The sequence below is a fragment of the Nocardia sienata NBRC 100364 genome, from assembly GCF_001613205.1.
Classification (GTDB): Bacteria; Actinomycetota; Actinomycetes; order Mycobacteriales; family Mycobacteriaceae; genus Nocardia; species Nocardia sienata.
This window is the reverse complement of sequence record NZ_BDBX01000031.1, coordinates 65,935-91,672: the sequence shown is the minus strand read 5'-3', so window position 1 is coordinate 91,672 and position 25,738 is coordinate 65,935. Positions and strand designations below refer to the sequence as shown.

Genomic DNA, 25,738 nt, shown 5'->3' with positions numbered 1-25,738 from the left:
TCCGGGAGTTAACGCGATGGACGGTTCGAGTAACAAGCGCGATTCCTGTGCGATGTGTTCATACAACATCAAACCAGGAGGTTCGAAATGTTCTCTGCGAAGCGACTTGCCGCCGGCGCCGTCGTTGCGGGCGCGACTGCGGCCACTGTGCTCGCCGGTGGCGGCGTGGCCCAGGCCGACGTACCGGTGTGGCAGGCCAACTGTCACGTCTACAACGTCTTCAATACCGGCGGAATGGCCAATTGCGAGCTGCCGACCTGGCACCAGGTGAAGCTCACCTGCGTCGCGTGGCCCGTCCCGTTCACCTATTGGAAGTACGGCCCGGTGCAGTACGGGCAGAACCAGTCATGGGCCAGTTGCGATTCGTTCAACGCGATGACAAGGATCGAGGTGATCCAGGCCTGATTCGCAGGCCGGTCTGCGGCACCCGTTTTCCCGAGCTCATCGACTCCCGCCGACGCAGCGGACGCTCCGAACCTACGACCGCTCCCCACCGAGCCTCTCGATGGGGATCGGTAGAGGCGCCGACGGCGGGCACGCGCTCAGCAAATTCTCGTGCGAGCGAGGGTGCCGACTCGAACTGTGCTACCCGCCCGGGTATTCCGCGTGTATATCGCCACCGAGCGATCTCCAGTAGAAGGCGTTCATTCGCGCGGCGGCAGGGGCGTGGCGGGTCAGGATCGAGGCCACGGCCGGCGATACGTCGTCCGGGATATGACCGGCGGCGCACCGGAGTACGTACTCGCGGCGATGATCAATGTCTGCGCCGACGGCCGGGCAGCGGGCGATTGGTACACGACGATCACCGACGGCGCGGAGCGCAGCCTGCCGTTCGGGGATTACGCCCGCTGGCAGGACATAGCAGCACACGGTAGCCACATCCAATTGGCGACGGGGTGGTGCGAACTCGTTTGATCGCGGTGCGGCTCTGTCCTACCTCGCGACTGTTCGGTGGTTGGTATGCGCCGAAGCTCCCGCTCTCACTCGCTGCGGTTCCTGTTCCACAGCTGATGGGTCAGACCGCTGGATGTGCTGATGGACTCGACATCGAATCGCTCTTCCAGGCCGGTGAGGTGATCCCAGATCCGGACACCGGCACCGAGCACGATCGGAATGATCGACACGTGCAGAAAATCGATGAGGTCGGCCTGGAGGAACTCGCTCACGGTGGACGGCCCGCCGCCGATCCGGACGTCCAAGCCGCCGGCCGCGTCTTGCGCCCGGCGAAGTGCCTCCTGCGGCGAGGCATCCAAGAAGTGGAAACTGGTGCCGTTGTCGAATTCGAGTGTTTCGCGCGGGTAGTGGGTCAGAACGAAGACCGGTGTGCGGAAGGGCGGCGCATCGCCCCACCATCCCTGCCAGCCGTCGTCGGGCCATTCACCCGCCTGCGGGCCGAACTTGCGACGACCCATGATCTCCGCCCCGACACCCTGGCCCCACATACTGAACATGGCGCGATCCACGGTCACCGGTTCGTCGATCCCGTGAATGCCGTGGATGACGCGTCCGTCGAATTTGCCGAAGAGCGCCGCCGCTCCGCCGATCGGCGCTTCGAACGTCACGTGATCGCCGGCGGCATACCCATCCGAGGAAACGAAGAGGTTGTGGACTCGCGTCCGGGACATAATGGCTCCGATACAGGTGGTTGCAAATTAAAATCACTCACACCGTAGCGTAGAGTGATTTCTATTTGCAATCACTTTGGAGGGCGGATGGTGAGAGAACAGCCCCGATCAGGGTGCGCAATCAATGCGGCGGTCGAGGTCCTGGGCGACGCCTGGAGCCTCATCGTGCTTCGCGACATCGTTTTCGGCGGTCGCCGGCACTTCCGTGAGCTCCTGACACGCAACGACGAAGGCATCGCGTCGAACATCCTCGCCAGCCGCCTCCGAAACCTGGTCGAGGAGGGCCTGCTTTCTCGTGACGATGCGCCGCGGGGGCAGCGGGCGGCGTATTCGCTCACCGAGGCAGGGATTCAGACAGTGCCGGTGATGGTGGCCCTCGGGACCTGGGGCATGCACCATCGACCCACGTCACACGCATTGAGCGTGCGCGCTCGCATTCTGGCCGAGTCCCCGGAACTCGTCGACGACCTCATCGACGAGCTCCGCGAGATCCACCTCGGCATTCCGCGCCGCGCCCCCGAACGCCCCCTGGCGTCCGAACGGCTGCAGCACGCCTTCGAGGCCGCCACAGAGCGAGCGGGGGCACGGTACGGAGGCAACGACGCGCCCGAACCGGCGACCTCGAACGCCGACATCCGAACGTTGGGGCGTCCCGAGCCTTCGTAAGACAGCTCTGAAAGGCGGACCGAAACGACGACTACACGTTGAAGCGGAACTCGACCCTCTTGACATCCAACATCCGCACGTCGAATGCCCTGTCCGCGCCCACCTAACGTTCCGAAGCCGAATAACCTCCGTGCGGCTCCCGCCCCCGCCTCCAGCGACTCGCTCGTTGCGATGTTGGCATCAGGAATAGTCGACTTATTCCAGTCGGGCACGTAGTTGTTGAGCGTCGGTGACTCGACCGCCTGCATAAGGCAGGTGCTCTATGGGCTGACCACTGTGGCGTTCATCTCGACAGCCATGGCGAATTCGCCGACCCTCCGACGGCCACCACTGTGTCGCCGGGACTCCCTATGAGTCACGCTGATGTCAGGCCTCGTGGTCGCTCGGGTTCTGCGGGTGGGCAAGTCCCCGCCAGAACGGAGAATCGCGAGGGTGCTGCTGCGTGAGCACCGGCAGGACGGGATTCGCAGTCTTACTGCGGACCAGCACGTCGTCGAGCGAAGCGACGACGTCCAGCACCGAGCGCGGATCGAACTGACCGGCCTGCCTCTTGGCCTTAACACGCACGTTGTTAGGTGTGGGGCCAGCGTCGATGACGGAGTGGTGCCACAGCCGGCTGTGATGAGCACAGCGATTACGGAGGTAGACCAGGGCCCTCACCCGGTAGGCAAAACCGCTCTTTGCTACTCCGATGCTGGTCGCGACGGCTTCGGGTAGCGTGCCCAGTGCCCCACGCTCGATGCACTTTGATAGTGTGCCGAACGACCAGGCCTCGACGGCCGACCAGACGGGCAGTTCGCCAAAGTCCTGCGCGCCTGCGTCCCTGGTCTTGAATCGCAGAATGTGGCGCTCCTTGCTCCGCTCAATGTCGCGCAAGCATGACTCGACGGTTCGTTCGCCCTGGCCTACATCGGTGTAAAAATCTTCCTCAAGGTATCGCCCGCATGGCCCGTGCGCATATGCGATCACACGCGCCGTATGGGTCCGTAGCAGTAACTCAACGCGGGCGAGCGGCGGTGCGAGCATGGTCCGCAGCGCCTCGTCTGCTTCGTAAACCGCCCGGATCTCATGGAAGGTCGTGCCTGGACGGAAGTCATCGTCGCCCAGGTGTGGAGCCTGCTGGAAGTACCGCGCGTAACCGGAGAACCTGTAGTAGTTGTTCGCGGTGAGGAATGCGGAACACCCAGCCTCATCCTCGATGACAAGACCCCGTTGCTGCAGGAGCTCAATCTGCTCCCCCACGGACAGACTCGGCTTCACAGACCCCCCGGAAAGAAAAAGGCCCCCCCCATTTGAGCTTCAAAGAGAGGCTTGGGAGGGGGACGATTGAGACCAGCATAGCCCATGAGCAGAGTCGGCGCCAGCCGCCGCTGGGCATCAGTTGTTGCCTACGAGGCGCAGTACTGGCCGCTGGTCGGCCTCTCCGAGCAGGTCGCGAACCTGCATTGGGCTGATCTTCAGGACATCGGCGAGAGCAGGGATGCTCACCCCGTGGTCGCCGGCGAGTTCGGCTGCCTTCCTCAGCAGCGTCGGCACCTCCCCCGGATACGCGCTCGTCGGATCGGCGGACGGGTCGATGACCACAGCGAGGCGTTGGTACGCCCGGCGCGCAGACGACTCGGTGGTGCGGCCGCGCTCGACCATCCGGCGGACCAGCGAGTGGGGCGAGACACCCCAGGTCCTGCCCAGCCGGTCGAGAGCAGCCAGATCGAGCCGCTGGGGTAGGGCAGCATCCATCGACGCGGCCGGCGTGAGGAATGCGGCGGCGAATTCGTCGGCCTCATTCTCGATGGCTGCACTGTGCTCGCCGGAGTCGGCATGCAGCAGCAAGTGCCCAATCTCATGCGCAATCGAGAATCGGTGGGTAAATACGTTTTCGGTCCGCCGCGGGGTCGTGATGATGATCGGACGGTCGACAATCACGACGGAGAAGGCATCGACGGCGTCGATCTCGCCGAGCGGGCGCACAGCGACGACGATGCCGCGGGACTCGGCCGTGGCGACCAGGTGCTTGACTGGGCCGTCGGGCAGGCCCCAGTGCTGGCGCAGAAGCGCGGCGGCCTCGGCGGGCGCAGTGCCCCGATTGACCTCAGGGAGGTCGGCCTCGGGAAGCTTGATGTGCCGCTCAAGCGCGAATGTCAACTCCCACACCAAAGTCGCGGTGGCCAGTGCCTTTTGGCGGTCGCTCACGCGCGCCGAACGCAGGCTCCGGAAGTGGGCATTTACAGTGTCGATGCGGGCCAGAGGACGACCGACGCCGAAGAAGCCAGGGCGGACATCCAGGGCCTTCGCCAAGCGGTCGAGCACGTCGGCGCGCGGTGCGTTAACCCCGGCCTCGTACTGGCCGATCGCGGCTGCCGACACTCCTACCTCGGCCGCCAGGTCGGACTTCGTCACTGAACGACGGACACGAGCTTGGGTTAGCCGCGCCGGTTCGAAACGGCCGTGCGTCTGCCCAGAGCCGGGTAGGTCAAACAGGTGCGGGGTACCGTCACGCATCTGGATGCGTCCCCTCCTGCTTCTGCAGCTCGACGACGGGGCCGACCGGGGTGCCACTATCAAACGACTCGACATCCGAAGCCGCGCGTTCAAAGTCGGCCTCGGGCTGCCAGATGGCTTCATGCCCGTGCAGCTTGACCTTGCCTGCGTCGTCGAGGACGGCGACGGCCCACTCGATCGACTGCAACTGCCGCGGCGACGAATGGACCATGACAAGCACTAGAGGCATCGTGTCACCGACCGCCGCCACCAGGCGCTCAACGATGGCCTCGTCAGTGTTCTCGGCCGCCTCGTTGTCCGGCTCGGGCGCCTCCTCGAAGCCAGGCTCGAAAAGCATAGGGTCTGGAGGCTGGGCAGCAAAGCCGTTCATCCGCGTCGGGCTGGACGCGAAGTTACTGACCGCGTTAGGGGTGCCCGGCACCCGCCAGACATACACCAGGCAGTCGTTGACGACGGGAAACTCGTGCCCTGCCGGGGCTAGCTTGTGCGACTGAAAGCCGCGATCGGCCAGCGCCTGGTGGGCGTCATCGAGGAGATCGCGCCACTGACTGCCGAAGCCCATCGAGTACCGCGACCCCGAAGCCAGGTGCGCCTCTGCTGCGCGGTCGTGCCTGGAACGGACAACTTCGACGAGCAGTTCACGGATGCCGGGAGCGTGGGAGCCGAGAGCATCGGCCGGCGAGTGGAAAACCATGTTGGACTCCTGAATTCACGTCCGGATCCGTGTAGTCGGCCAGGACTGAAACTTCAGTATGGCACGCGATTCGCGCACAGTCGCTTCAGTCGGGCTCGGCGTGGCGCCGCAGCCGCAGGGAACCAGCCAGGCGAGTCGAGATTTGGATAACCGTCACCGGCCGCCGCTACCTCGCCGAACTAGTAACCGACACTTTCCTTTACGGCTGACCAAACGCATGCTCAAGCCGAATTCCGCACTGAACGAACCGGCCAGGGTTCTGCCCCGACGGAACGACTGAGCCTTACCCAGAAGCGACGGACGCACCGCCCTACTTCTTCGCAGACGCTGGCCTGTTACACGTTGAAGCGGAACTCGACCACGTCGCCGTCGGCCATGACGTAGTCCTTGCCCTCCATCCGGACCTTGCCCGCTGCCTTCGCCGCGGCCATCGATCCCGCCTCGACCAGATCGTCGAAGGCGACCACTTCGGCCTTGATGAACCCGCGTTCGAAGTCGGTGTGGATGACCCCGGCCGCCTTCGGCGCGGTGTCGCCCTGGTGGATCGTCCACGCCCGGGCCTCTTTCGGACCGGCGGTGAGGTAGGTCTGCAATCCGAGGGTGTGGAAACCGGCGCGGGCCAGGGCGTGCAGGCCGGGTTCGGTCTGGCCGATGGATTCCAGCAGTTCCGTGGCGGATTCCTCGTCGAGTTCGAGGAGTTCGGATTCGACCTTGGCGTCCAGGAACACCGAATCCGCCGGCGCCACGGAGGCTTTCAGTTCGGCGACCTTGGCTTCGTCGCTGAGCACCGACTCGTCCGCGTTGAAGACGTACAGGAACGGCTTGGTGGTGAGCAGGGACAGCTCTTTGAGCAGGTCGCCGTCGATCTCCTTCGCGGCGTGGAACAAGGTCCGGCCGCTGTTGAGGATTTCCTGCGCCAGTTTGGCGGCGTCGGCGTAGGGCTTGCGGTCCTTTTTGACCTTGGCTTCCTTCTCCAGGCGGACGACCGCCTTCTCGAGGGTCTGCAGGTCGGCGAGGATCAGCTCTGTTTCGATGACCTCGATATCGGAGGCCGGGTTCACCTGGCCGTCCACATGCACCACGTCGTCGTCGGCGAAGACGCGGACGACCTGGCAGATGGCGTCGGCTTCGCGGATGTTGGCGAGGAATTTGTTGCCGAGGCCGGCGCCCTCGGAGGCGCCCTTCACGATGCCGGCGATATCCACGAAGGAGACCGTGGCGGGGACCGTGCGGGCGGAGTCGAAGATCTCGGCGAGTTTGTCCAGGCGGGGGTCGGGCAGCGGAACCACGCCGACATTGGGCTCGATGGTCGCGAACGGGTAGTTCGCGGCGAGCACGTCGTTGCGGGTCAGCGCATTGAACAGCGTCGATTTTCCGACGTTGGGCAGGCCGACGATTCCGAGGGTGAGACTCACGAGGACAGCAGTCTACGCGGGTGAGCGCCGAGGGCGGCGGTCGGCCGGGGCGTGCGCGCGGGCGCTCGCGCGCAGGGCGGCGGAGAAGGCGGCGAACTTCATGCGGTCGCCGGGACGCTCGGTGATGACGAGGAGCTCGGTGGCCCGTTCGTGCTGGACGGCGCGGACGGCGAACCCGGGGACGCCGCCGAGCGCCCACCACGGCGGGTTCAGGGCCTGCGCGGCCAGGCGGTCGGCGGCCTCGGTGCGCTGTAGCCGGGTGGCACAGGCGTCGGTGAAGTACTCGGTGAATTCGGGCCAGCTGCCGGGGAGGGGGCGGGTGGAGATCCCGTAGAGGCGGTACCAGTCGCAACAGTCCTGGTAGAGGCGTTCGCGGGCGGCGGGAGTGAGGGGGCGGACGTAGGTGTCGACGGCGGTGACGAGAGTGTCGACGTAAGTGGCGTGCTGGAAGTGGAACAGGTCGGGGGTCAGCGCGTGATAGCGGGCGCCGGTGTGGTCACGGCCCTTGACGTGCTCGTGGGCGTAGCGGATGACGCGGGCGGGGTCGGGGTGGCCGTGGCAGGCCAGACCGGTCATGCGGTCGACCGTGCGCGTCTTGTGCGCCCAATTTTCGTCTCATCATGTCAACGCGCCGGTATGTCGGCCCGTCGGCGTAGCGTGACCCCATGGAGCCGACCTCGCAGGTAGTGACGGCCTACCCGGCGCCCGCCCTGGCCGCCTTCATCGACCGGTACGTCGGATACCGCATGACCGGGTACGAGGCGGGTCTGCACCGCGGGCTGCCCTCGCGGCATATGACGTTCATCGTCGCCATCGGACCGTCGATCGACGTGATCGGCCAGACCGACGCACGCCAGTCGCCGGGCGCCTACCGCTGCGTGCTCAGCGGACTCCAGGACAGCCCGGCGATCATCGCGCACGACGGCACCCAGGAAGGGGTGGCCATAAAGCTCACCCCGCTGGGGAGCCGGGCCCTGTTCGGGCTACCCGCGGCGGAACTGTGGAGCACCTCGATCGAATTCGCCGACCTCATCGGCGCGCCGGGACGGCAACTGTGGGAGGAGCTCCAGGAACAGCCGGAATGGCCGCAGCGGTTCGCGGCGTGCGACCGGGTGCTCACCCGGCTGCTGGTCCCCGAGCGGGCCGTGGGACCGGAACTGAGCTGGGCGTGGCGGGCGGTCACGGGGTCACACGGGACGATGGGCGTCGAACCGCTCGCCGAACGGATCGGGTGGAGCCGCCAGTACCTCACCAAACGTTTCACGAGCGAGTTCGGCTCGAGCCCGAAGGTGGCCGGGCGGGTGGCGCGGTTCGAGCGGGCCAAACAGATGCTGCTGCACACACCGTCGTTCGTCTCGATCGCCCAGGTCGCCGCCGCCTGCGGCTACTACGATCAGCCGCATCTCAACCGGGAGTTCGTCCGGCTGGCCGGTTGCAGTCCGACGCAGTGGCTGGCCGAGGAGATTCCATCCGTCCAAGACCCGGAGATGGCCGGCGGGCCAGGCTGAAACCATGACCGCAACCGAGGACACCACCACGACCACCACCCCCGCACCGGCCGTCTGGCCGTGCCTGGCCTTCACCGACGCCCGCGGCACCGCGGACTTCTTGGCCCGGGCGTTCGGCTTCGAACTGACGGCGATGTACGCCCGCGAAAACGACCCGTCGGTAATCGAGCACGCAGAAATGCGCTGGCCGGAAGGCGGCGGGATCATGTTCGGCACCGTGAACAAGGGCGGTGGGTTGCCGGAGCGGCGCATCCCGGGCACCGAATCGATCTATGTGGTCTGCGCCGACCCGGACGCGCTCTACGAGCGAGCCACTGCCGCCGGCGCGGAAACCGTCGCGGGCTGAAGGACGAGGACTACGGGTCACGCGGGTTCACGGTCGCCGACCCGGAGGGCAACTATTGGAGCTTCGGGACCTGTCGAGGGCACTGAACCGCGTCGCTGCGCCGGATCGGGGCCGGTACATGGTTCGCTGTTCCCGGTGGCCGCGGCGGTGTCGAGCCCTGCCGCGGCGCCTCTTCGAAGCGAGCCACGCGATCGTGGCTTGACCTTCAGGTTGCTCGAAGCCCGATGATGGGCGCGTGCCCGAATCCGACCTGATCACCATCGGCGCGTTCGCCCGCTCATGCGGTATCACGCCCAGTGCGCTGCGCTTCTACGACGACTCCGGCCTGCTGGCACCGGCCGGGGTCGACGCGGCCACCGGATACCGCTACTACACACCCACCCAGGTCGAGCGCGCGGTGACGATCCGCCGCCTCCGCGCCATCGATATGCCGCTCGACGAGATCGCCCGCGTTCTCGCGAGCGACCCGCATACCGCGGCCGGGCTCATCGACGATCACATGGCGGGGTTGCTCGAGCGGACCAGGCAGGCACGGCGGACCGCCGAAGTGGTCAAGGCCGCGCTCGGCGAACCCTCCGGCTGGTGGGTGGCGACGGTACGAGGGCCGGTGCTGGCGGCGGCGGTCGAGCAGATACTCGCCGCCACCGGCACGGACCCCGACCTGCCGGTGCTGACCGGGGTGCGGCTCGAGGTGACGCCCGCATCGCTCACCCTCACCGCCACCGACCGCTACCGGCTCTCCACCCGCACCCTGGTTCCCGAACAGCCCGGATCGGTCGAGTGGGCCGCCACGGTCGACGGCGCCGACCTGAGCGCGGCGCTGCCGGAGATCCGCAACGCCCATTCCATCGATATAGAAGCCGGTGAACACAGCGTCCGGTTCCGCTCCGCCGACGGCGCCGTACGTAGCTGCCGCACGTTGGCCGAACCGTTTCCCGACCACCGCGGGCTGCTGGCGGCTCTGCCGGCGGCGCCCACCCACGCCGTGGTCGCCAAACACGACCTCATGCGCGCGCTGGAACAGCAGCGCGACCGCTACCTGCGGGTGACGACCGCGGCGGGCACCCTCACCGTCTCGGGCACCGGAGGCGAGCCGCCGACCGAATTGTCCGCGCGGGTCACCGGCCCCGACAGCGAACTCGTCTTCGGGTTCACCATCCTGCACCCGGCCGTCGCCACCGCCATCGGACCCGATGTGCGGCTGGATATCGGCGGCCGCACCGACCCGATGGTCGTCCGGTCCGCGGACAACGGCGACCTCACCACCCTGGCCATGCCGGTCGCACTGGCAGTACTCGACGAACAGAACGGAATGCCCGCATGACCTCCACCACGGGGCTCTCACCCGATCCCACCATGCACTCGATCACCGAGGCCGTCACGCTCGGCCGGACCGGGGACCCGGCGGCCGCCCGAAAACGGCTGCTCGAGCTCTGGCGCGGTATCGGCGTCACCGGCGACCCCTTCCACCGGTGCACCCTCGCGCATTACCTGGCCGATCTCTACGACGATCCCGCCCAGGCGCTGGCCTGGGATATCCGCGCCCTCGACGCGGCCGACGCCCTCACCGACGACCGGGTTCAGCGGCACCATGCGAGCCTGCGGGTCGCGGGGTTCTATCCGTCGCTGCACCTGAACCTGGCCGACAACTATCGGCGCCTGGGCTCGTGGGACGCCGCGGAGAAACAGCTCGCCGCCGCACGCGAACGGCTGGACGCCCTCCCCGACGACGCCTACGGCGCGATGATCCGCACCGCGCTCGACGAGGTGGCCGACACGGTCACCCGGCGGTCCACCGAGCGGCGGCCGAGCGCACCGGGCCCGGGTTCCTGACACCGTTCCCCGCCGCTACCGCCCGGCCGGACGTCACCGATCGGGCGGAAGCCGCCCGTCCGACCGACGCCGATCGGCCGCCGTGCTCACCGCACTGTGAGCGCGGCGAAATCAGGTGCGTAGACGGTCGTCCAGTTCGGGCGCAGACGGAAGAACACCACATCGTTGTCCCAGTCGAACCCGTCGTTGCCGTAGAAATCCTTGAAGTAGGCGAGCAGTTCCGGCCACTCGGGATCCGGTTCACCGACCGCCGGGTTCAAGGTCTCGGCGGTGCCGTGCGTGAACACACCCAATGCCTCACCACGCAGGTGCGCGACGCTCGCGGCGGGCCGGGCAGCGAGGTGACGAGCCTTGGCCGCGGTGCGCGCGGTGCCGAAATACCACCGGCCGTGCAGGAAATGCCCGTCGACACCGCTCACCCGCGGCTCGCCCTTGGCGGTCACGGTGGACAGGGTGAGCAGACACATACCGGTGAGTATCGAGGTGAGCTGCTCAGCGGTCAGGGTGCGGTCGGCGGCGATGATCGAGCGGAGATGACCTGTGGCACCCGCGAGCGAGGTGTCGAGCAGGGTCTGCAGTGCGGCCAGTTCTTCGGGGGTTTCGCGCATTGCCCCACCGTATGCACGCCGGACCGGAATCCGGTTGACCGAAATTGCTCTATGTACCCGGGCCGTGCGGTTGCCGTTCGACCCGCGAAGGGCTATTCGAGATCATCGGGCAGCAACGGTTCATCGCCGGGTAGTGCCCGCGGACCTCGACAGCTGTACGGATCACCCTGGCATCGACCTCCGGCACGACAATGCGGCCCGCGGCGACGCGATCGCCCATCAGCCGCAGAATTGCGTCCGCCACGCGGCGGTCGGCCCGGACACTCGCCACATGGTGTACCTCCGTCAGCGCGAGCGGACTCACGACGACGGCGCTGGCGGAGGGACGCGGAACATTCCGCTCGCCGCATCACAACGACCGTTCACCGCAACCGTCGAAGCGCCGAACGGCCATCGGTTACGTTCGTGTGGCCGGCATGTTCCAGCTCGCTGTACAGGAGTTGCCCGATGGGGACTATCGAATATCTCAAGACCGACCCCGACCTACCACCCGTGGGTGTGGTCGACCGGTCCCCGATCACGCCCGCGAAGAAGGCGATCTTCGCGGCCATCGCGCTGCTGGGCGCCGTGGCCTGGACGATTCTCGCCCTCGCGCGGGGCGAGTCCGTGAACGCGGTGTGGATCGTGATCGCGGCGGTGAGTACCTACATCATCGCCTACCGCTTCTACGCCCGGCTCATCGAATACAAGGTCGTCAAACCCCGCGACGACCTGGCGACTCCGGCCGAGATCCTGGACAACGGCAAAGACTTCATGCCGATGGACCGGCGGGTGCTGTTCGGGCATCATTTCGCGGCCATCGCGGGTGCGGGGCCGCTGGTCGGGCCGGTGCTGGCGGCACAGATGGGGTACCTGCCGGGCACCATCTGGATCATCGTGGGCGTCGTGTTCGCGGGCGCGGTGCAGGACTACCTGGTGCTGTGGGTGTCGATGAAACGGCGCGGGCGCAGCCTCGGTCAGATGGCACGCGACGAACTCGGCGTGGTCGGCGGTGTGGCCGCCATCGTCGGCGTCCTGGTGATCATGATGATCCTGCTCGCGGTGCTGGCGCTGGTGGTGGTGAACGCGCTGGCGCACAGCCCCTGGGGTGTCTTCTCCATCGCGATGACCATCCCGATCGCCCTGTTCATGGGCGTGTACCTGCGGTATCTGCGTCCGGGCCGGGTCGGTGAGATCTCGGCGATCGGTTTCGTGCTGCTGATCCTGGCGATCATCGCGGGCGGCTGGGTCTCGCACAACGACACCTGGGCCGGGTGGTTCACCTTCCATCCCGTCACCATCTCGTGGATGCTGATCGGCTACGGCTTCGTCGCCTCGGTGCTGCCGGTGTGGCTGCTGCTGGCCCCGCGCGATTACCTGTCGACCTTCATGAAGATCGGCACCATCGGCCTGCTGGCGGTCGGCATCCTGGTGACCCTGCCGGTGCTGAAGGCGCCCGCGGTCTCGGAGTTCGCCACCTCGGGCACCGGCCCGGCCTTCGCGGGCAGCCTGTTCCCGTTCCTGTTCATCACCATCGCCTGCGGTGCGCTGTCCGGTTTCCACGCGCTGGTGTCGTCGGGTACGACACCGAAACTGCTGGAGAAGGAATCACACGCCAAGATGATCGGCTACGGCGGCATGCTGATGGAGTCGTTCGTGGCGGTGATGGCGATCATCACGGCGTCGATCATCGATCAGCACCTGTACTTCGCCATGAACGCCCCGGCCGGCGCGACCGGTGGCACCGCGGAGACCGCGGCCGCCTATACGAACAGCCTGGGACTGTCCGGCCCGCCGACGACCGGCGCCGAGTTGAGCCAGGCCGCGACCGATGTGGGCGAGGAATCGGTGATCTCCCGCACCGGCGGCGCCCCGACGCTGGCCATCGGAATCTCCGAAGTGTTCGCCGGATTCCTCGGCGGTGCCGGGATGAAGTCGTTCTGGTACCACTTCGCGATCATGTTCGAGGCGCTGTTCATCCTGACCACCATCGACGCCGGCACCCGCGTGGCGCGGTTCATGCTCTCCGATTCGCTGGGCAACCTGCGCGGTCCGGCGCGCAAGTTCGCCGATCCGTCGTGGCGGGTGGGCGCATGGCTGTGCTCGGCGATCGTGGTGGCGGCCTGGGGATCGATCCTGCTGATGGGTGTGACGGATCCGCTGGGCGGCATCAACGCGCTGTTCCCGCTGTTCGGTATCGCCAACCAGCTGCTGGCCGCGATCGCGCTGGTGGTGGTGCTGACGATCCTGGTGAAAAAGGGCCTGACGAAATGGGCCTGGATACCGGGTATCGCCCTGGCCTGGGATCTCATCGTCACCATGACAGCGTCCTGGCAGAAGATCTTCTCGGCCGATCCGAAGGTGGGCTACTGGAAACAGAACAGCATCTGCCGGGCCGCCCGCGACGCCGGGGAGCTGTGCCTGACGGCGAAGACACCCGATGACGTGGACGCGGTGATCCGCAATACGTTCATCCAGGGTGCGCTGTCCATCGTTTTCGCGGTGCTGGTGCTGATCGTGGTGCTCGCGGCGGTATGGGTCTGCTACCGCACCGTGAAGTCGGGCGATACCTCGACCACCGAATCGCCGGAGGAACCGTCGAAGATCTTCGCGCCGAGCGGTTTCCTGGTCACCTCGGCGGAGAAGGAGGTCCAGCGGCAGTGGGACGAGCGAATCGCGAAAGGCGAGGTCGCGGTGCCGGGGGCGGCGCACGCGGAGGTGCGGAGTTGACCGGGCGGCTCGCGGCGGCGCCGAACGTGCGCGCCGGCCTCCGCGGGGCCCCGGCGACGCCGGTCCGCGGGGTGCAGGCGCTCGTTGGCGGGGTGCTGTCGGTGTTCCGGTACCTGGACTCCGTCGTCGGCGGGCAGGACTACCAGCGCTATCTCGCACATATGCGCAGAGTGCATCCCGATCGCCCGGTCGCGAGCGAGCGGGACTACTGGCGGGAGCGGTACGCCGACGCGGAACGCAACCCGGGCGCTCGCTGCTGCTGAGCAAGGACCGCAAGAAGTTACGGCGGGGCCGGTCGGACCGGCCCCGCCGTCGCGTTTCCGCGGCGCCCAGCACCACGTGGGTCTTCGCGGCCCGCCCTGCCTCGCCGTAGTTTCCGCTGCCGTCCTCCCGTACCGCCTTTTCGAGGCCGCCCATCGTCACGAATCCTCATCATGTTCCCGCAGCGCGCTGCGCCGCCCGTCGTTGTGGCCGCGCGGTTACCCCCGAGAACGGACCCGCACAGCTCTCCGGCGAGTACCCCGGGCGACACCCGGCACCGATGTCTGTTTTCCGCTAGCCTGCGGCTTCCCGAGCTGACATCGTGTGTGGGGTGAGCATCACGGCCCTGGATTTCGAACGCTGCTATCGCGCGGTGTCGGCCCGCGACTCCCGTTTCGACGGGCAGTTCTACACCGCCGTGCGCACCACCGGAATCTACTGCCGGCCATCGTGCCCGGCGATCACTCCGAAGCGCACCAATGTGACCTTCCTGCCGACCGCGGCCGCGGCCCAGCAGGCGGGCTACCGCGCCTGCCGCCGCTGCCTGCCCGATGCCGCGCCCGGGTCCCCCCTGTGGAACACCCGCGCAGACCTGGCGGCCCGGGCCATGCGGCTCATCGGGGACGGTGTGGTGGAACGCGGCGGGGTCCCCGCGCTGGCCTCGGCGCTCGGCTATTCACAGCGTCAGCTCACCCGGGTGCTCACCACCGAACTCGGCGCGGGCCCGCTGGCGTTGGCGCGCGCCCACCGGGCACATACCGCGCGACTGCTGATCCAGACCACCGCCATGCCCATGTCGGATATCGCCTTCGCCGCCGGTTTCGCCAGTATCCGGCAGTTCAACGACACCGTGCGCGAGGTCTTCGCGGTCAGCCCGAGCACCATGCGCACCGAAGCGCAGCGCGCCCGCGACCGCACCGTCCCGGCCGCCAACGGCACCCTGTCCCTGCGCCTGCCCTACCGGGCGCCGCTGGACCGCGACTGGCTGAACTGGTTCCTGTCCGCCCATGTGGCACCGGGTCTGGAGCTCTGGCAGACCACATCGGGCGGGGAGAACCACTACCTGCGCACCATCCGCACGCCGCACGGTTACGCCGGGGTCCGCCTCGCGATACAGCCCGGGCATGTCCAGGCGGAACTGACGCTGCGCGATATGCGCGACCTCGCGCCCGCGGTGGCCCGGGTCCGGCATCTGCTCGACCTCGACGCCGATCCGGTGGCCATCGACGAGGCAATCGCCCGGGCGCACGAGGGCACCGGCGCGCCGCACGAACCGAAGACCCATTTCGCTCCCGGGATCCGGGTACCGGGATGTGTGGAGGGACCGGAATTGCTGCTGCGCACCATGATCGGTCAGCAGATCTCGGTGGCCGCGGCCAATACGCATACGGCCCGGCTGGTCGCCGCCCTCGGCGAAGCGGTGGACGGGCCGGTCGGCCGGCTGTTCCCGGCACCGGAGGTGATCGCCGAACGCGGCGCCGAAGTACTGACCGGCCCGGCCCAGCGCATCCGCTCCATCACCGCCGCCGCGGCGGCGCTCGCCTCCGGCGACCTGGTCCTGCACCAAGGCCGTACAGCCGCCGACCTGCGACGCGATCTGCTCGCGCTCGACGGTGTCGGCCCGTGGACCGCCGACTACGTCACCATGCGGCTACTCGCCGACCCCGACATCATGCTGCACACCGACCTGGTCATCCGCCGCGGCGCCGTCCGGCGCGGTATCGACCTGGCCGATACGACCCGCTGGTCGCCCTGGCGTTCCTATCTCTGTATGCACCTGTGGCGCACCGAACTGCGCACCCGGGCCCAATCTCGGGAGTCCGCCGCGCCTACCACCCGAACCGACGCGAAAGTGAGCACCGACTGATGTCCATCGCCACCCTGCCCGCACCGGCCGCCACCGCGACCGGCACCGCCGACTTCGCCACCGTCGACACCCCGCTCGGCCCGTTCACCGCGATCGTGGCCGCCGACGGCGCGGTACTGGCGTCCGGTTGGACCGCCGCGCCCGAAGAACTCCGCACACTGGTCCACCCCGGCCTGCGTCCCGCGCAGCTGCGTGCCCGCCGTGAACTGGGTGCGGTGACCGACGCCGTCACGGCCTACCACCGCGGCGATACGGCCGCGATCGATTCGGTCCCGGTGCGTCAGCGCTCGGGCGAATTCCTCCAGCACGCGTGGGAGGTGCTGCGCACGGTGTCCGCGGGGCAGCCGATCACCTACACCGCGTTCGCCGCGCGCGCTGGCCGGCCCGCGGCCACCCGCGCCGCGGCGAGCGCCTGCGCCCGCAATGCGGCCGCGCTGTTCGTACCCTGCCATCGGATCGTGCGCACCGACGGCACCCTCGGGGGTTTCCGCTGGGGTCTGGACATCAAGCGACGGCTGCTCGATCTCGAGGGTTGAGGCCCGTGCGGTCAGGCGATGGTGGCGTGCAACCGGGAACCGTTGCGGCCGCGCACCACGTGCAGGCGGCTGGGTATGCGCTGACGCATTTCGTCGACGTGACTGACCAGCCCCACCACCCGGCCCCCGGCGCGCAGTTCGTCGAGGACGCCCATCACCGCGTCGAGGGTGTCCGCGTCCAGGCTCCCGAAGCCTTCGTCGATGAACAGGGTGTCGAGGATGATCCCGCCGGCTTCGGCCGCGACGGTATCGGCCAGACCCAGCGCGAGCGCCAGTGAAGCCATGAAGGTTTCGCCACCGGAGAGGGTGCGAGCGGGCCGGACGGCGCCGGTGTAGTCGTCCCGGATGTCCAGCCCCAGCCCGCCGCGCCGGCCGTGGGTCCCGGCCCGGTCGGTGTGCACGAATTCGTACCGGCCGCCCGACATCCGGCGCAACCGGGCCGACCCGGCCACCGCGACCTCTTCGAGCCGGGCCGCGAGCACATAGGAACGCAGCGACATCCGCCGGTTGTTCGCGCCGCGGCCGGCGACCACCTCCGCCAGCTCGGCCAGTTCCTGATGGGCCCGCTGAGCAGGGGCGATCAGATCCACTGCCGCCCACAACTGCCCGCACAGGGTTTCCAGCCGGGTGACCCGGTGCACGGCGGCGGAATGGGCCGCGACCGCCTCGTCCAACGCGGTTCGGGCGCTCCGAACCGCCGCCTCGAGCGCTTCCGGATCGCCGGGCGCGCTGCTGGCGGCGGCCCGGATCTCGGGTTCGTCCAATACGGCCCGAGCCGCGGCGCGTATCTCTTCCGCGGCGGCGAGGGCAGCGCTCAGCGCGTCCTGCCGCTGCGGCGTCCGGGTCGCGGCGCCGATCAGCGGCGAGTAGATCCGCAGTGTCGCCAGCATCTCCGCCGAGCCGGCTCCGGGGTCCTGGCCCGCATCGCCCGATCCACCGGCCCCCGGCTCCGGTGCGGTGCCGTCGGTGCTCGTGGGCGGGACAAGGCCCGCCGACCCGGCCAGCCGTTCGACCCGCAGGACACAGGTGGCCACCCGTTCCCATGCCGCGCGGACCGCGGCATAGGTGTCACGCCGGTCGCCCGCGGCGGCGATCAGTGCGTGCAGACGTTCCCGGCGACGGCCGATGGTCCGGTCCCGCCCGGCGGCGGTGCGCAACTTCTCGTCGATTTCGGCCAGCCGGGTCTGCGCGGACTCGATCCGCGCGGCGATGGCTCCCGCCCGGGTCTCGGTATCGCGCAGCGCATCGTGCAACCCGCTCTCATCGGCACGCAGCCGGGTGAGTTCGGCGGCGCACGCATCGGCCGATTCGGCCAGTTCCTCGGTGTCCCCGCACTTCTCGGTGGCGGCGCGCAGAGCGGCCGCGAGTTGCACACGGTCGGTGTCACCACCGCGTGCCAGCAGCGCCTCGATCTCCCGCTCCACCTCGGCCAGCGCCGACTGCGCACGGTCCCGCGCCACCTCGGCGGAACGTTCCGCGGCGACCGCCGCCGCCTCGTCCTCTTCCGATACGGCACCGGCCGCCTGCCGCGCCGGCCGGGGATGCTCGGCCGAACCGCACACCGCGCACGCCTGCCCGTCGACCAGGCGCCCGGCCAGCTCCGCCGCCATTCCGGCCAACCTGCGCTCCCGCAGATCCAGGACGTGCTCCCGCGCCTGCAGGTGCCGGCCGCGCGCGGTATCGAGATCCACCCGGGCCCGGTCGAGCGTGGTCCGCGCCCGAGCCAGATCCACGGCCGCGGTCGCGGTCTCCTGCAAACGCCGGAGTTCGGCCCGCAGACCGGGCAGCGTCGCTTTCGCCTCGTCGGCTTCCCGCGCCCGCGCCTGGGCCGCAGCGATGGCCTCGGGTAAGCGGGTCCGCCGTTCGGTGAGTGTGGCCGAGCGCTCGGCGAGTTCGGCCGCTGCGGAGTGCAGTCCGGCCAGTTCCTCGCGCAACGTATCGGCCGTGGCCGCGTCGGCGCGGATCTCGCCGAGCCCGCCCAGCAGCGCACTCCACCCGCGAATCGCGGTATCCAGGCCGAAGTCCTCGTCGTAGCCGGCTCGGTCGTCCACCCGGTCCGACTCGTCCGCGGTACCGGAAGGGCCTTGCCGCGACCCGCCGGGGGCCACGTCGAACAGCGCGAATTCGTCCTGCGCCTGCGCCGGAGAGCCCCCGGCCGCGGCGTCCCCGGAGGACAGCTCGTCGATCCGGTCTCCCGTTCGCCCGGCGGATGGGCTCAGCACCAGATGGATACCCGGAATATCCGCACTGTCGGGTTCCGCGGCCAGCCGGGCCAGGTGTTGCGCCGCCGCCACGGATTCGTCTTCACAGCCGCGCGCCGCGCGGACCGCGGCCTCCGCCTCGGCCAATGCCGCGGCCACCGGTTCGGCGCGGCGCGCCCGATCCAATTCGCCCCGGTCCGCGGCCCGCGCCCGGGCCTCGGCGGCGTACTGCTCGAGCTGCTGCCGGGCCAGTTCCAGCCGGCGCCGCTGCTCGGCTGCCCGCCGCTCCCGTTCGGCCGACTCGTCGGCGCGGGCCGACTCCGCGCGCCGCCGATCGAGTTCGTGCTGTGCTTTCTCCACCTCGCCGCGGGCCCCGGCCAGCAGATCCTGCGACCACTCGACCGCGTCCAGAATGTCGATCCGCTCGGTGCGGTCGATCCCGGCCGTCACCGCGACCCGGGTGATCAGATCCTCCACATTGCGCTGCTGGGCGCCGATCTGCTCTCCCGACGACTTGCGCTGGGCGGTGAGCCACTGTTCGGCCGACCCGAAACGTCCGGTGTCGAACAGCTTCTCGAGCAGTCGCTCGCGATCCTCGTTCTCCGCGCGCAGGAACTTCGCGAAATCTCCCTGTGGCAGCAGCACCACCTGGAAGAACTGATCGGCACTCATTCCCAGCAGCCGCACGATCTCGTCGCCGATCTCGTTGATCCGCGAGAGGTTGGTGCCCCGGCCGTCCAGCCAGGCCAGCGTGGCTCTGGCGTTCTCCACCCGGGTCCCGCTACCGCGCAACTTCGGCCGCTCGAATTCCGGTTGCCGGGTGAGCCGGAGTCGCCGGCCGCCCAGCGTGGCCTCGAGCACCACCTCCGGCCGGATATGCGCGGGTGCGTGATCGGAGTGCAACCGTTTGTCCCCCCGTGCCCCCGGCACCCGCCCGTAGAGCGCGTAGGCGATGGCGTCGAGCACCGTGGTCTTCCCGGCACCGGTCTGCCCGTGCAGCAGGAAGAGTCCGTCCGCGCCCAGTTCGTCGAAATCGACGGACGCGGTCTCGGCGAAAGGGCCGAAGGCCGTCATCTCCAGCCGGTGCAACCTCATGCGGTGAGTTCCGTATCGGCCACCGGGGACGCGCCGATATCGTCGCGGACCACCTCCGTCTCCCGGACGGCCGCGGCCATGGCCCGGTTCAGCCAGTCCATTTCGGAGCTGTTCGGCTCGCCGCGTACATCGGTGAGGAAGGTGCGGGCGATATCGGTGTCGTCGCGGCCGCGCACCCGCTCCCGGTAACGCAGGGCCGGATCGCCCTGCGGGCGTTCCCATTCCACATGCACCGCGTACGGGAAACGCTCACGCAATCGGCGCATGGCGTCCACCGGCCGGGCATAGTCGGTGAGCGATACCGAGACGTAGTGCTCTTCGGACGCTTCCCAGGCGGGGTCGGCCAGCAACTCCTCGAGCGTCCCGGTGAGATGGCTCAGTCCGCGGACCTGCGGTAATTGCAGGCCGCGCACCCGGGCCGGACCGGTATCGCCGAGGTCCACCACCCAGGCCTGTTTGCGATGGGTGCTCTCCCCGAACGAATACGGCAACGGCGATCCCGAATAGCGCACCGTCTCGGCGAGGGTCTGCGGCGAATGCAGATGCCCGAGCGCGACGTAGTCGAACCCCGGCTCGGTGAACATCGCCAGCGGTACCGTCTCGACTCCGCCCACCGCGATCGACCGCTCCGAACCCGTCGCCGCGCCACCCACCACGAAGGCGTGTGCCAGCAGGACCGCCCGGGTGCCCGGCCGCTGTGCGATATCGCCCCGGATCCGTTCCAGCGCCGCCGCGAGCACCTCGGCGTGCGACCGCGCCTGCGGTACGCCGAGCTCGCCCCGGCATATCTCCGGCTCCAGGTAGGGGATGCCGTAGAAGGCGACCGCACCGTGCTCGTCGGACAGCAGCACCGGTCGTGCCGAATCGGCCACCGTGGTACGCAGATACAGCCCGCCGGCCGCCGCGAAACTGGCGCCCGCCCCGAGCCGCGTCGGCGAATCGTGGTTACCGGAGGTGGCCACGATGCGCGCTCCGGCCGCGCGGATGGCTTCGAACCCCCTGTTGCAGACCGCGATCGCGTCCGCGCTGGGGATGGAGCGATCGTAGACATCGCCGGGGAGCACGACGGTGTCCACCTCTTCGGCGGCGACGAGCTCGGCGATCGCCTCGAGTACCCGCGACTGGTCGGCCAGCAGGTCCACGCCGTGAAAGGTGCGACCGATATGCCAGTCCGACGTATGCAGGATTCGCATGACGGCGAATTTAGGGCACCGCACCGACAGCTTCAATGCCGGTACCGATACCCGGGACGCCACACCGGCAACACGCCGAGACCCGCACCGCCCCTGGCCCGACCGACCCGCGACCACCACGGACAGTGTCTCTATTGCGCCATCGTGTTGCGCGCCACCCATATCCCTCGACGGTATGAATACCGTCGCCGACCACCGTTTCCGCACAATCGCGGAGCCGGACCCGCCGTGCCGTAACACAGTCGACCCTTCCGGAGGATAGTGTTCAGGACGTGGCTGCTTCCCAACGAGTGAATTCCCGGGTGCCCGCGCCGCAACGTTCGTTATTGCCGACGGTGCCGGGTGTCCCGGCCTATGCCGCGGTTCTCATCGCTGCGACCTGCACCTTCCTGGGTTTCCTCATCGATGCCCTCGGCGACGTCACGGACCTGACCGGCACCTTCAGCGCGTTCTACATCCTCGGATGTCTGGCGGCGGTGGCGGCGGTGCGGTTCCGCGGCCTGTTCACCACGATGGTGTTACCGCCGCTATTGCTGTTCGTGGCCGTGCCGATCGCCTATCGCCAGCTCACCGGGACCAGCACCGCTTCCCTCAAGGACATCCTGCTGAACCTGGCGATCCCGCTGGTGCACCGTTTCCCGCCGATGATGCTGGCCACCGTCCTGGTGCTGATCATCGCCGGGATCCGGATCGCGCAGTTCCGCTCGGAGAACGCGGCCCGCGAGACCGCCGCCGCCCGGCGCGGCACGAGCTGGGGTCGTAGCGAACGGCGCGCGACCCGCGGCGAGGCCAAGGAACGGGCGGAGAACCGGCCCCGCCGCGAGACCGCGAAGCGGCCGAGCCGCGGACAGGCGAAGCGTCCCCTGGGCGAGGGCAAGACGGGTCGCGGGAGCAAACCCTCGCGCGCCGAGACCTTGGCGGCACGGTCCAAGGCCAACGGCAGGACCAAGGCGAAGGCGCGGCCGAAACGGCCCGAGAACCCCGAACCCGATTACACCCACGAATCGTTCGACGAATCCCCCCGCCGCGGCGGCCGGGGCCGCCCGCCCGCCGAGCCGGCCGCGCGGGGCGCCGCACCCCGCACCCGCGAGATGCGCCCGCACCGGCCCGCCCGCCCGGCGGCTCCGGTACCGGACGAACCGGTGCGCGCGAACTCCCGCCGGGGCGAACCGGCCCGGGCGCCGCAGACCGCCCGGGTCCGCGAACCCATCCCGGAACGGCGGCGACCCGAACGCCGGTGAGCGCGGGCCCGTCGCCGCCGGTGAGCGCCTAGGTGAGCGCGGTCAGCGCCGAGCGGCCCGCAATTCCCGCGGCAGCGCGAACACTAGGGTCTCGTTCGCCGTGGTCACCGGCTGGACCTCGCCGAACCCGTGTTCGGCGAGCATGTCCAGCACCCCGCGCACCAGGATCTCGGGGACCGACGCGCCGGAGGTGATCCCGACCGTGGTCACTCCTTCGAGCCACGCCGGGTCCACCTCGCGCGCGTAGTCCACCAGGTACGACGCGCGGGCCCCGGCGCCGAGAGCCACCTCCACCAGGCGCACCGAGTTCGACGAGTTGCGCGAGCCCACGACGATCACCAGATCGCATTCCGGTGCCATCGCCTTCACCGCGACCTGCCGGTTCTGGGTGGCATAGCAGATATCGTCACTGGGCGGGTCCTGCAGCGCCGGGAACTTCTCCCGCAGCCGCGACACCGTCTCCATGGTCTCGTCCACGCTCAGCGTGGTCTGCGACAGCCAGATCACCTTCGACTCGTCGCGCACGGTCACCTTCTCGACCGCGTCGGGTCCGTCGACCAGTTGTACGTGCTCGGGGGCCTCACCGGCCGTTCCTTCGACCTCCTCGTGGCCCTCGTGGCCGATCAGCAGGATGTCGTAGTCGTCGCGGGCGAAGCGTTTGGCCTCCTGATGGACCTTGGTCACCAGCGGACAGGTCGCGTCGATGGTGCGCAGGTTGCGCTCGGCGGCGGTCGCGTGGACCGCGGGCGAGACACCGTGCGCGGAGAACACCACCAGCTCCCCCTCGGGAACTTCGTCGGTGGTGTCGACGAAGATCACGCCGCGCTCGCGCAGCGTTTCCACCACGTGGCGGTTGTGCACGATTTCCTTACGGACATAAATCGGCGCGCCGTGCTTTTCCAGCGCCTTTTCCACGGTCTCGACGGCACGGTCCACACCCGCGCAGTATCCGCGCGGTTCGGCGAGCAGCACTCGTTTTCCTTCGGGGGCGGCGGTCGCGGCGCCGGCCGAGCGAGCGATTCCGACATTCAACGGTATTGCCGAGGACATGCCCCACAGAATACGTGCGTACCTCGGCGACCGCTGCGGCCGTGCACCCCGGCGCGAGGGCCGCGTCCCGACCACCTGTTCGGTCCGTTCCCCCGCTCACCGGCGGCCTCCGGCCGCAGCACGCCACCGGCCACCGGCGGCATCGCCTCGGGGAGAGGTGTGCAGGTTCACCCGCCGGTCCCGCCCGGCGCCGATGTGGATGTCCGTCGCAGCTCCCACCGCGGCGGCCCGCGCCCGACGGCGAGAAACCCACCGATCCGGCCGCGGCTTGCCGGGTACGCGCACCCTCTTTTGCGTACCCCGCCATATCGGGCAGGCTATTACCATGTTTCGACCACCGTTCCTGGCCCGCGTCGCCGCCGGAGCCGCCGTCTACGTTCTCGAGGAGACGCGACGGCTGCCTTCGGCAGCGGCGAAATTACCGCTCACCGCGGTAAGCCAATTACTGCAGACGGGGATGCACGTCCAGCAGTTCGTCACCAGTCTGGCGATCAAGGGCGATTCGGTTTTCGACCGGATCATCAACCGTCCCGAGGAACAGCCCGAATGGGCCACCTTCGACGAGGACGACGACCCGCCGGCGCGCGAGCCGGGCCAGACCTCGCGGCGACGCAACAGTGGTTTCGACCGCTTCGAATCCGATCCGGCCGAGGTGGAACTGGCCCTGCAGGAAACCCTGGCCGGGCTGCGCGCGATCCAGAACGGCGACCCGGTGCCCGCGGCGCACGCCTTCGACACCGAGGCCACGGTCGACCCCGGTGACGCGGCCGACGATCTCACGGTGGCCGGCGCGGCCGCGGTCGACGGACCCGAATCCGCCGCCACGGCCGATCCCGAGCCCGTCGCCGAACCCGAGCCCGCGGCCGGACCCGTACTCCCCGAGGTCGGCGCCCGCTACGACTACCCGAACATGACCCTCGCCCAGCTGCGCGGACGGCTGCGCACGCTCACGGTCACCGATCTGGTCGCCCTGCTCGACTACGAACAGCGCACCCTGGATCGCGCCGCGTTCGTGACCATGCTGACCAACCGGATCGCCACCGTGCGAGCCCAGTGACCGAGGCCGATCCCGCGCCCGCGGTCGGCCGGAGCGGTTCCGGCCGACCCGGGCAGGCACCCGCCCCCGCCAATTCCGCCGAGCAGCCCTGGCCGGTGCGCTCGGTGTCGATGAAGGTCGCCCAGTGGATCGACCGGCTCGGCAGTGTCTGGGTGGAAGGCCAGCTCACCCAGATCAACCTGCGGCCCGGCACCCGCACCGCCTTCCTGGTGCTGCGCGATCCGGCCGCCGATATGTCGCTGTCGGTGACCTGCGACCCGGCCCTGTTGCGCGCCTCCCCCGTCCCGCTGCAGGAGGGCAGCCGGGTGGTGGTCTACGGCAAGCTCTCCTTCTTCCCCGGCCGCGGCACCCTGTCGCTGCGGATCTCCGAGATCCGCCCGGTCGGCGTCGGCGAACTGCTGGCACGGATCGAACGATTGAAGGCTTTGCTGGATGCCGAGGGCCTGTTCGATCCGCGGCTCAAACGCCCGGTCCCCTTCCTGCCCGCCACCATCGGGCTGATCACCGGCCGCGGCAGCGCCGCCGAACGCGATGTGCTGAGCGTGGCACGGGACCGCTGGCCCGCGGTACGGTTCGAGGTCCGCAATACCGCGGTACAGGGCCCGTCCGCGGTCCCGCAGATCCTCGACGCGCTGGCGGCGCTCGATCGCGACCCGGCCGTCGAGGTGATCGTGCTCGCCCGCGGCGGCGGCAGCGTGGAGGATCTGCTGCCCTTCTCCGACGAGACCCTGTGCCGGGCCATCGTCGCCGCGACCACCCCCATCGTCAGCGCTATCGGTCACGAACCCGATTCCCCGGTGTCCGACCTGGTCGCGGATTTGCGCGCGGCCACCCCGACGGATGCGGCCAAACGTATCGTGCCCGACGCCGCCGCGGAGACCGCGCTCGTCCGGGAACTGCGCGCCCGGTCGGCGGCGGCACTGCGCGGCTGGGTCGCACGGGAGGCGGCGGCACTGCGACAACTGAGGTCACGCCCGGTCCTGGCCGACCCCCTGCGCGATCTCGGCCACCGGCACGACGAGATCGAACGCCTGCGCGCCGCGACCCGCCGCTGCGCCGAGAGCCTGGTCCGCGCCGAATCGGTGACCACCGACCATCTGCGGCGCCAGCTGACCGCGGTCGGCCCGGCCGCCACCCTGGCCCGCGGCTACGCTGTCGTGCAGCGGGTGACCGGACCCGAACGCCATGTGGTGCGCGCGATAGACGATTCGCCCGCGGGCAGCCAGTTGCGTATCCGGGTCGGTGACGGCGCGATCTCCGCCGCCGCCCTCGGCACCGAACGGCTCGGCGAACGCGGCTCCCCCACCCGCTCCGACGACTCCGAGAGGACCTGA

22 protein-coding genes and 2 pseudogenes are annotated in these 25,738 nt (G+C 69.1%); 14 read left to right on the top strand and 10 right to left on the bottom strand.

The annotated features are described in order from the left end of the window. Positions 1-87: 87 nt before the first annotated feature. Complete coding sequence (locus tag NS4_RS17790) at positions 88-405, top strand: hypothetical protein (RefSeq protein ID WP_063060643.1); 318 nt, start codon at positions 88-90, stop codon at positions 403-405. Between the two features lie 309 nt (positions 406-714). Further along, positions 715-915, top strand: coding sequence for a hypothetical protein (locus NS4_RS32270; RefSeq protein ID WP_063060642.1), 201 nt, complete (start codon positions 715-717; stop codon positions 913-915). Positions 916-980: 65 nt separating this feature from the next. Here NS4_RS32270 and NS4_RS17780 read toward each other — a convergent pair whose 3' ends face one another. Further along, the gene (locus NS4_RS17780; protein WP_063060641.1) at positions 981-1,625 is read right to left on the bottom strand and encodes a dihydrofolate reductase family protein; all 645 of its coding nucleotides are present in this window, start codon (positions 1,623-1,625) and stop codon (positions 981-983) included. Between the two features lie 87 nt (positions 1,626-1,712). Between NS4_RS17780 and NS4_RS17775 the strand changes: the two genes are divergently transcribed. Next, positions 1,713-2,291, top strand: a complete 579-nt coding sequence (locus tag NS4_RS17775; protein WP_218020362.1) for a winged helix-turn-helix transcriptional regulator — start codon at positions 1,713-1,715, stop codon at positions 2,289-2,291. A 366-nt stretch (positions 2,292-2,657) separates the two neighbouring features. Here the strand turns inward: NS4_RS17775 and NS4_RS17770 are convergent, their stop codons facing one another. The 5 genes and pseudogenes from NS4_RS17770 to NS4_RS17750 all read right to left on the bottom strand — a co-directional run. Continuing rightward, a complete protein-coding gene (locus NS4_RS17770; RefSeq protein WP_245665490.1) occupies positions 2,658-3,533 on the bottom strand; it encodes an Abi family protein in 876 nt (291 codons plus the stop codon). A 135-nt stretch (positions 3,534-3,668) separates the two neighbouring features. Beyond that, positions 3,669-4,790, bottom strand: a complete 1,122-nt coding sequence (locus NS4_RS17765) for an XRE family transcriptional regulator (RefSeq protein ID WP_063060639.1) — start codon at positions 4,788-4,790, stop codon at positions 3,669-3,671. Continuing rightward, positions 4,783-5,484, bottom strand: a complete 702-nt coding sequence (locus NS4_RS17760) for a hypothetical protein (RefSeq protein WP_063060638.1) — start codon at positions 5,482-5,484, stop codon at positions 4,783-4,785. Before NS4_RS17760 ends, NS4_RS17765 begins: the two co-directional genes overlap by 8 nt. A gap of 335 nt (positions 5,485-5,819) precedes the next feature. Continuing rightward, on the bottom strand, positions 5,820-6,899 hold the full coding sequence (gene ychF / locus NS4_RS17755; protein WP_063060637.1) for a redox-regulated ATPase YchF: 1,080 nt from the start codon (positions 6,897-6,899) through the stop codon (positions 5,820-5,822). 12 nt (positions 6,900-6,911) lie between these two features. Further along, positions 6,912-7,484 (bottom strand): annotated as a pseudogene (locus NS4_RS17750) (oxygenase MpaB family protein); the annotation flags it as partial. A gap of 80 nt (positions 7,485-7,564) precedes the next feature. Here NS4_RS17750 and NS4_RS17745 point away from each other — a divergent pair. The 4 genes and pseudogenes from NS4_RS17745 to NS4_RS17730 all read left to right on the top strand — a co-directional run bounded on the left by NS4_RS17745 (position 7,565) and on the right by NS4_RS17730 (position 10,586). Then, positions 7,565-8,407 (top strand): helix-turn-helix domain-containing protein, encoded by an 843-nt coding sequence (locus tag NS4_RS17745; protein ID WP_063060635.1) that lies wholly within the window; start codon positions 7,565-7,567, stop codon positions 8,405-8,407. A 4-nt stretch (positions 8,408-8,411) separates the two neighbouring features. After that, positions 8,412-8,839, top strand: a pseudogene (locus NS4_RS17740) (VOC family protein). A 149-nt stretch (positions 8,840-8,988) separates the two neighbouring features. Then, complete coding sequence (locus tag NS4_RS17735; protein WP_063060634.1) at positions 8,989-10,077, top strand: DNA polymerase III subunit beta family protein; 1,089 nt, start codon at positions 8,989-8,991, stop codon at positions 10,075-10,077. Next, on the top strand, positions 10,074-10,586 hold the full coding sequence (locus NS4_RS17730; RefSeq protein ID WP_063060633.1) for a hypothetical protein: 513 nt from the start codon (positions 10,074-10,076) through the stop codon (positions 10,584-10,586). Before NS4_RS17735 ends, NS4_RS17730 begins: the two co-directional genes overlap by 4 nt. An 86-nt stretch (positions 10,587-10,672) precedes the next feature. Here the strand turns inward: NS4_RS17730 and NS4_RS17725 are convergent, their stop codons facing one another. After that, positions 10,673-11,194, bottom strand: coding sequence for a pyridoxamine 5'-phosphate oxidase family protein (locus NS4_RS17725; RefSeq protein WP_063060632.1), 522 nt, complete (start codon positions 11,192-11,194; stop codon positions 10,673-10,675). A 447-nt stretch (positions 11,195-11,641) separates the two neighbouring features. Here NS4_RS17725 and NS4_RS17715 point away from each other — a divergent pair, with 447 nt between their 5' ends. The 4 genes from NS4_RS17715 (at position 11,642) to NS4_RS17700 (ending at position 16,567) form a co-directional block, all read left to right on the top strand. Further along, positions 11,642-13,903, top strand: a complete 2,262-nt coding sequence (locus NS4_RS17715; protein ID WP_063060630.1) for a carbon starvation CstA family protein — start codon at positions 11,642-11,644, stop codon at positions 13,901-13,903. A 92-nt stretch (positions 13,904-13,995) separates the two neighbouring features. Continuing rightward, positions 13,996-14,166 (top strand): YbdD/YjiX family protein, encoded by a 171-nt coding sequence (locus NS4_RS17710; RefSeq protein WP_439955792.1) that lies wholly within the window; start codon positions 13,996-13,998, stop codon positions 14,164-14,166. A gap of 329 nt (positions 14,167-14,495) precedes the next feature. Continuing rightward, a complete protein-coding gene (locus NS4_RS17705; RefSeq protein ID WP_063060629.1) occupies positions 14,496-16,031 on the top strand; it encodes an Ada metal-binding domain-containing protein in 1,536 nt (511 codons plus the stop codon). Then, the gene (locus tag NS4_RS17700) at positions 16,031-16,567 is read left to right on the top strand and encodes a methylated-DNA--[protein]-cysteine S-methyltransferase (protein WP_063060628.1); all 537 of its coding nucleotides are present in this window, start codon (positions 16,031-16,033) and stop codon (positions 16,565-16,567) included. Before NS4_RS17705 ends, NS4_RS17700 begins: the two co-directional genes overlap by 1 nt. Before the next feature lie 11 nt (positions 16,568-16,578). Here the strand turns inward: NS4_RS17700 and NS4_RS17695 are convergent, their stop codons facing one another. Together NS4_RS17695 and NS4_RS17690 are read right to left on the bottom strand one after the other, a co-directional pair. After that, entirely contained in the window at positions 16,579-19,863 is a 3,285-nt protein-coding gene (locus NS4_RS17695; protein ID WP_063060627.1) for an AAA family ATPase, read from the bottom strand. After that, positions 19,860-21,056 carry an exonuclease SbcCD subunit D gene (locus NS4_RS17690; RefSeq protein WP_063060626.1) on the bottom strand — a complete coding sequence of 399 codons (1,197 nt, stop codon included), beginning with the start codon at positions 21,054-21,056 and terminating at the stop codon, positions 19,860-19,862. The genes NS4_RS17695 and NS4_RS17690 overlap by 4 nt, the downstream gene beginning before the upstream one ends. A gap of 272 nt (positions 21,057-21,328) precedes the next feature. On the opposite strand from NS4_RS17690, the gene NS4_RS32825 reads away from it, so the two are divergent. Further along, the gene (locus NS4_RS32825) at positions 21,329-22,297 is read left to right on the top strand and encodes a DUF6542 domain-containing protein (protein ID WP_174552105.1); all 969 of its coding nucleotides are present in this window, start codon (positions 21,329-21,331) and stop codon (positions 22,295-22,297) included. Positions 22,298-22,339: 42 nt separating this feature from the next. Here the strand turns inward: NS4_RS32825 and NS4_RS17680 are convergent, their stop codons facing one another. Beyond that, positions 22,340-23,347: a 4-hydroxy-3-methylbut-2-enyl diphosphate reductase gene (locus NS4_RS17680; protein WP_039826533.1), complete on the bottom strand. Its 1,008-nt coding sequence runs from the start codon at positions 23,345-23,347 to the stop codon at positions 22,340-22,342. Between the two features lie 325 nt (positions 23,348-23,672). Between NS4_RS17680 and NS4_RS17675 the strand changes: the two genes are divergently transcribed. Beyond that, a complete protein-coding gene (locus NS4_RS17675) occupies positions 23,673-24,404 on the top strand; it encodes a lipid droplet-associated protein (RefSeq protein ID WP_063060625.1) in 732 nt (243 codons plus the stop codon). A gap of 95 nt (positions 24,405-24,499) precedes the next feature. Next, entirely contained in the window at positions 24,500-25,738 is a 1,239-nt protein-coding gene (xseA, locus tag NS4_RS17670; RefSeq protein WP_245665495.1) for an exodeoxyribonuclease VII large subunit, read from the top strand.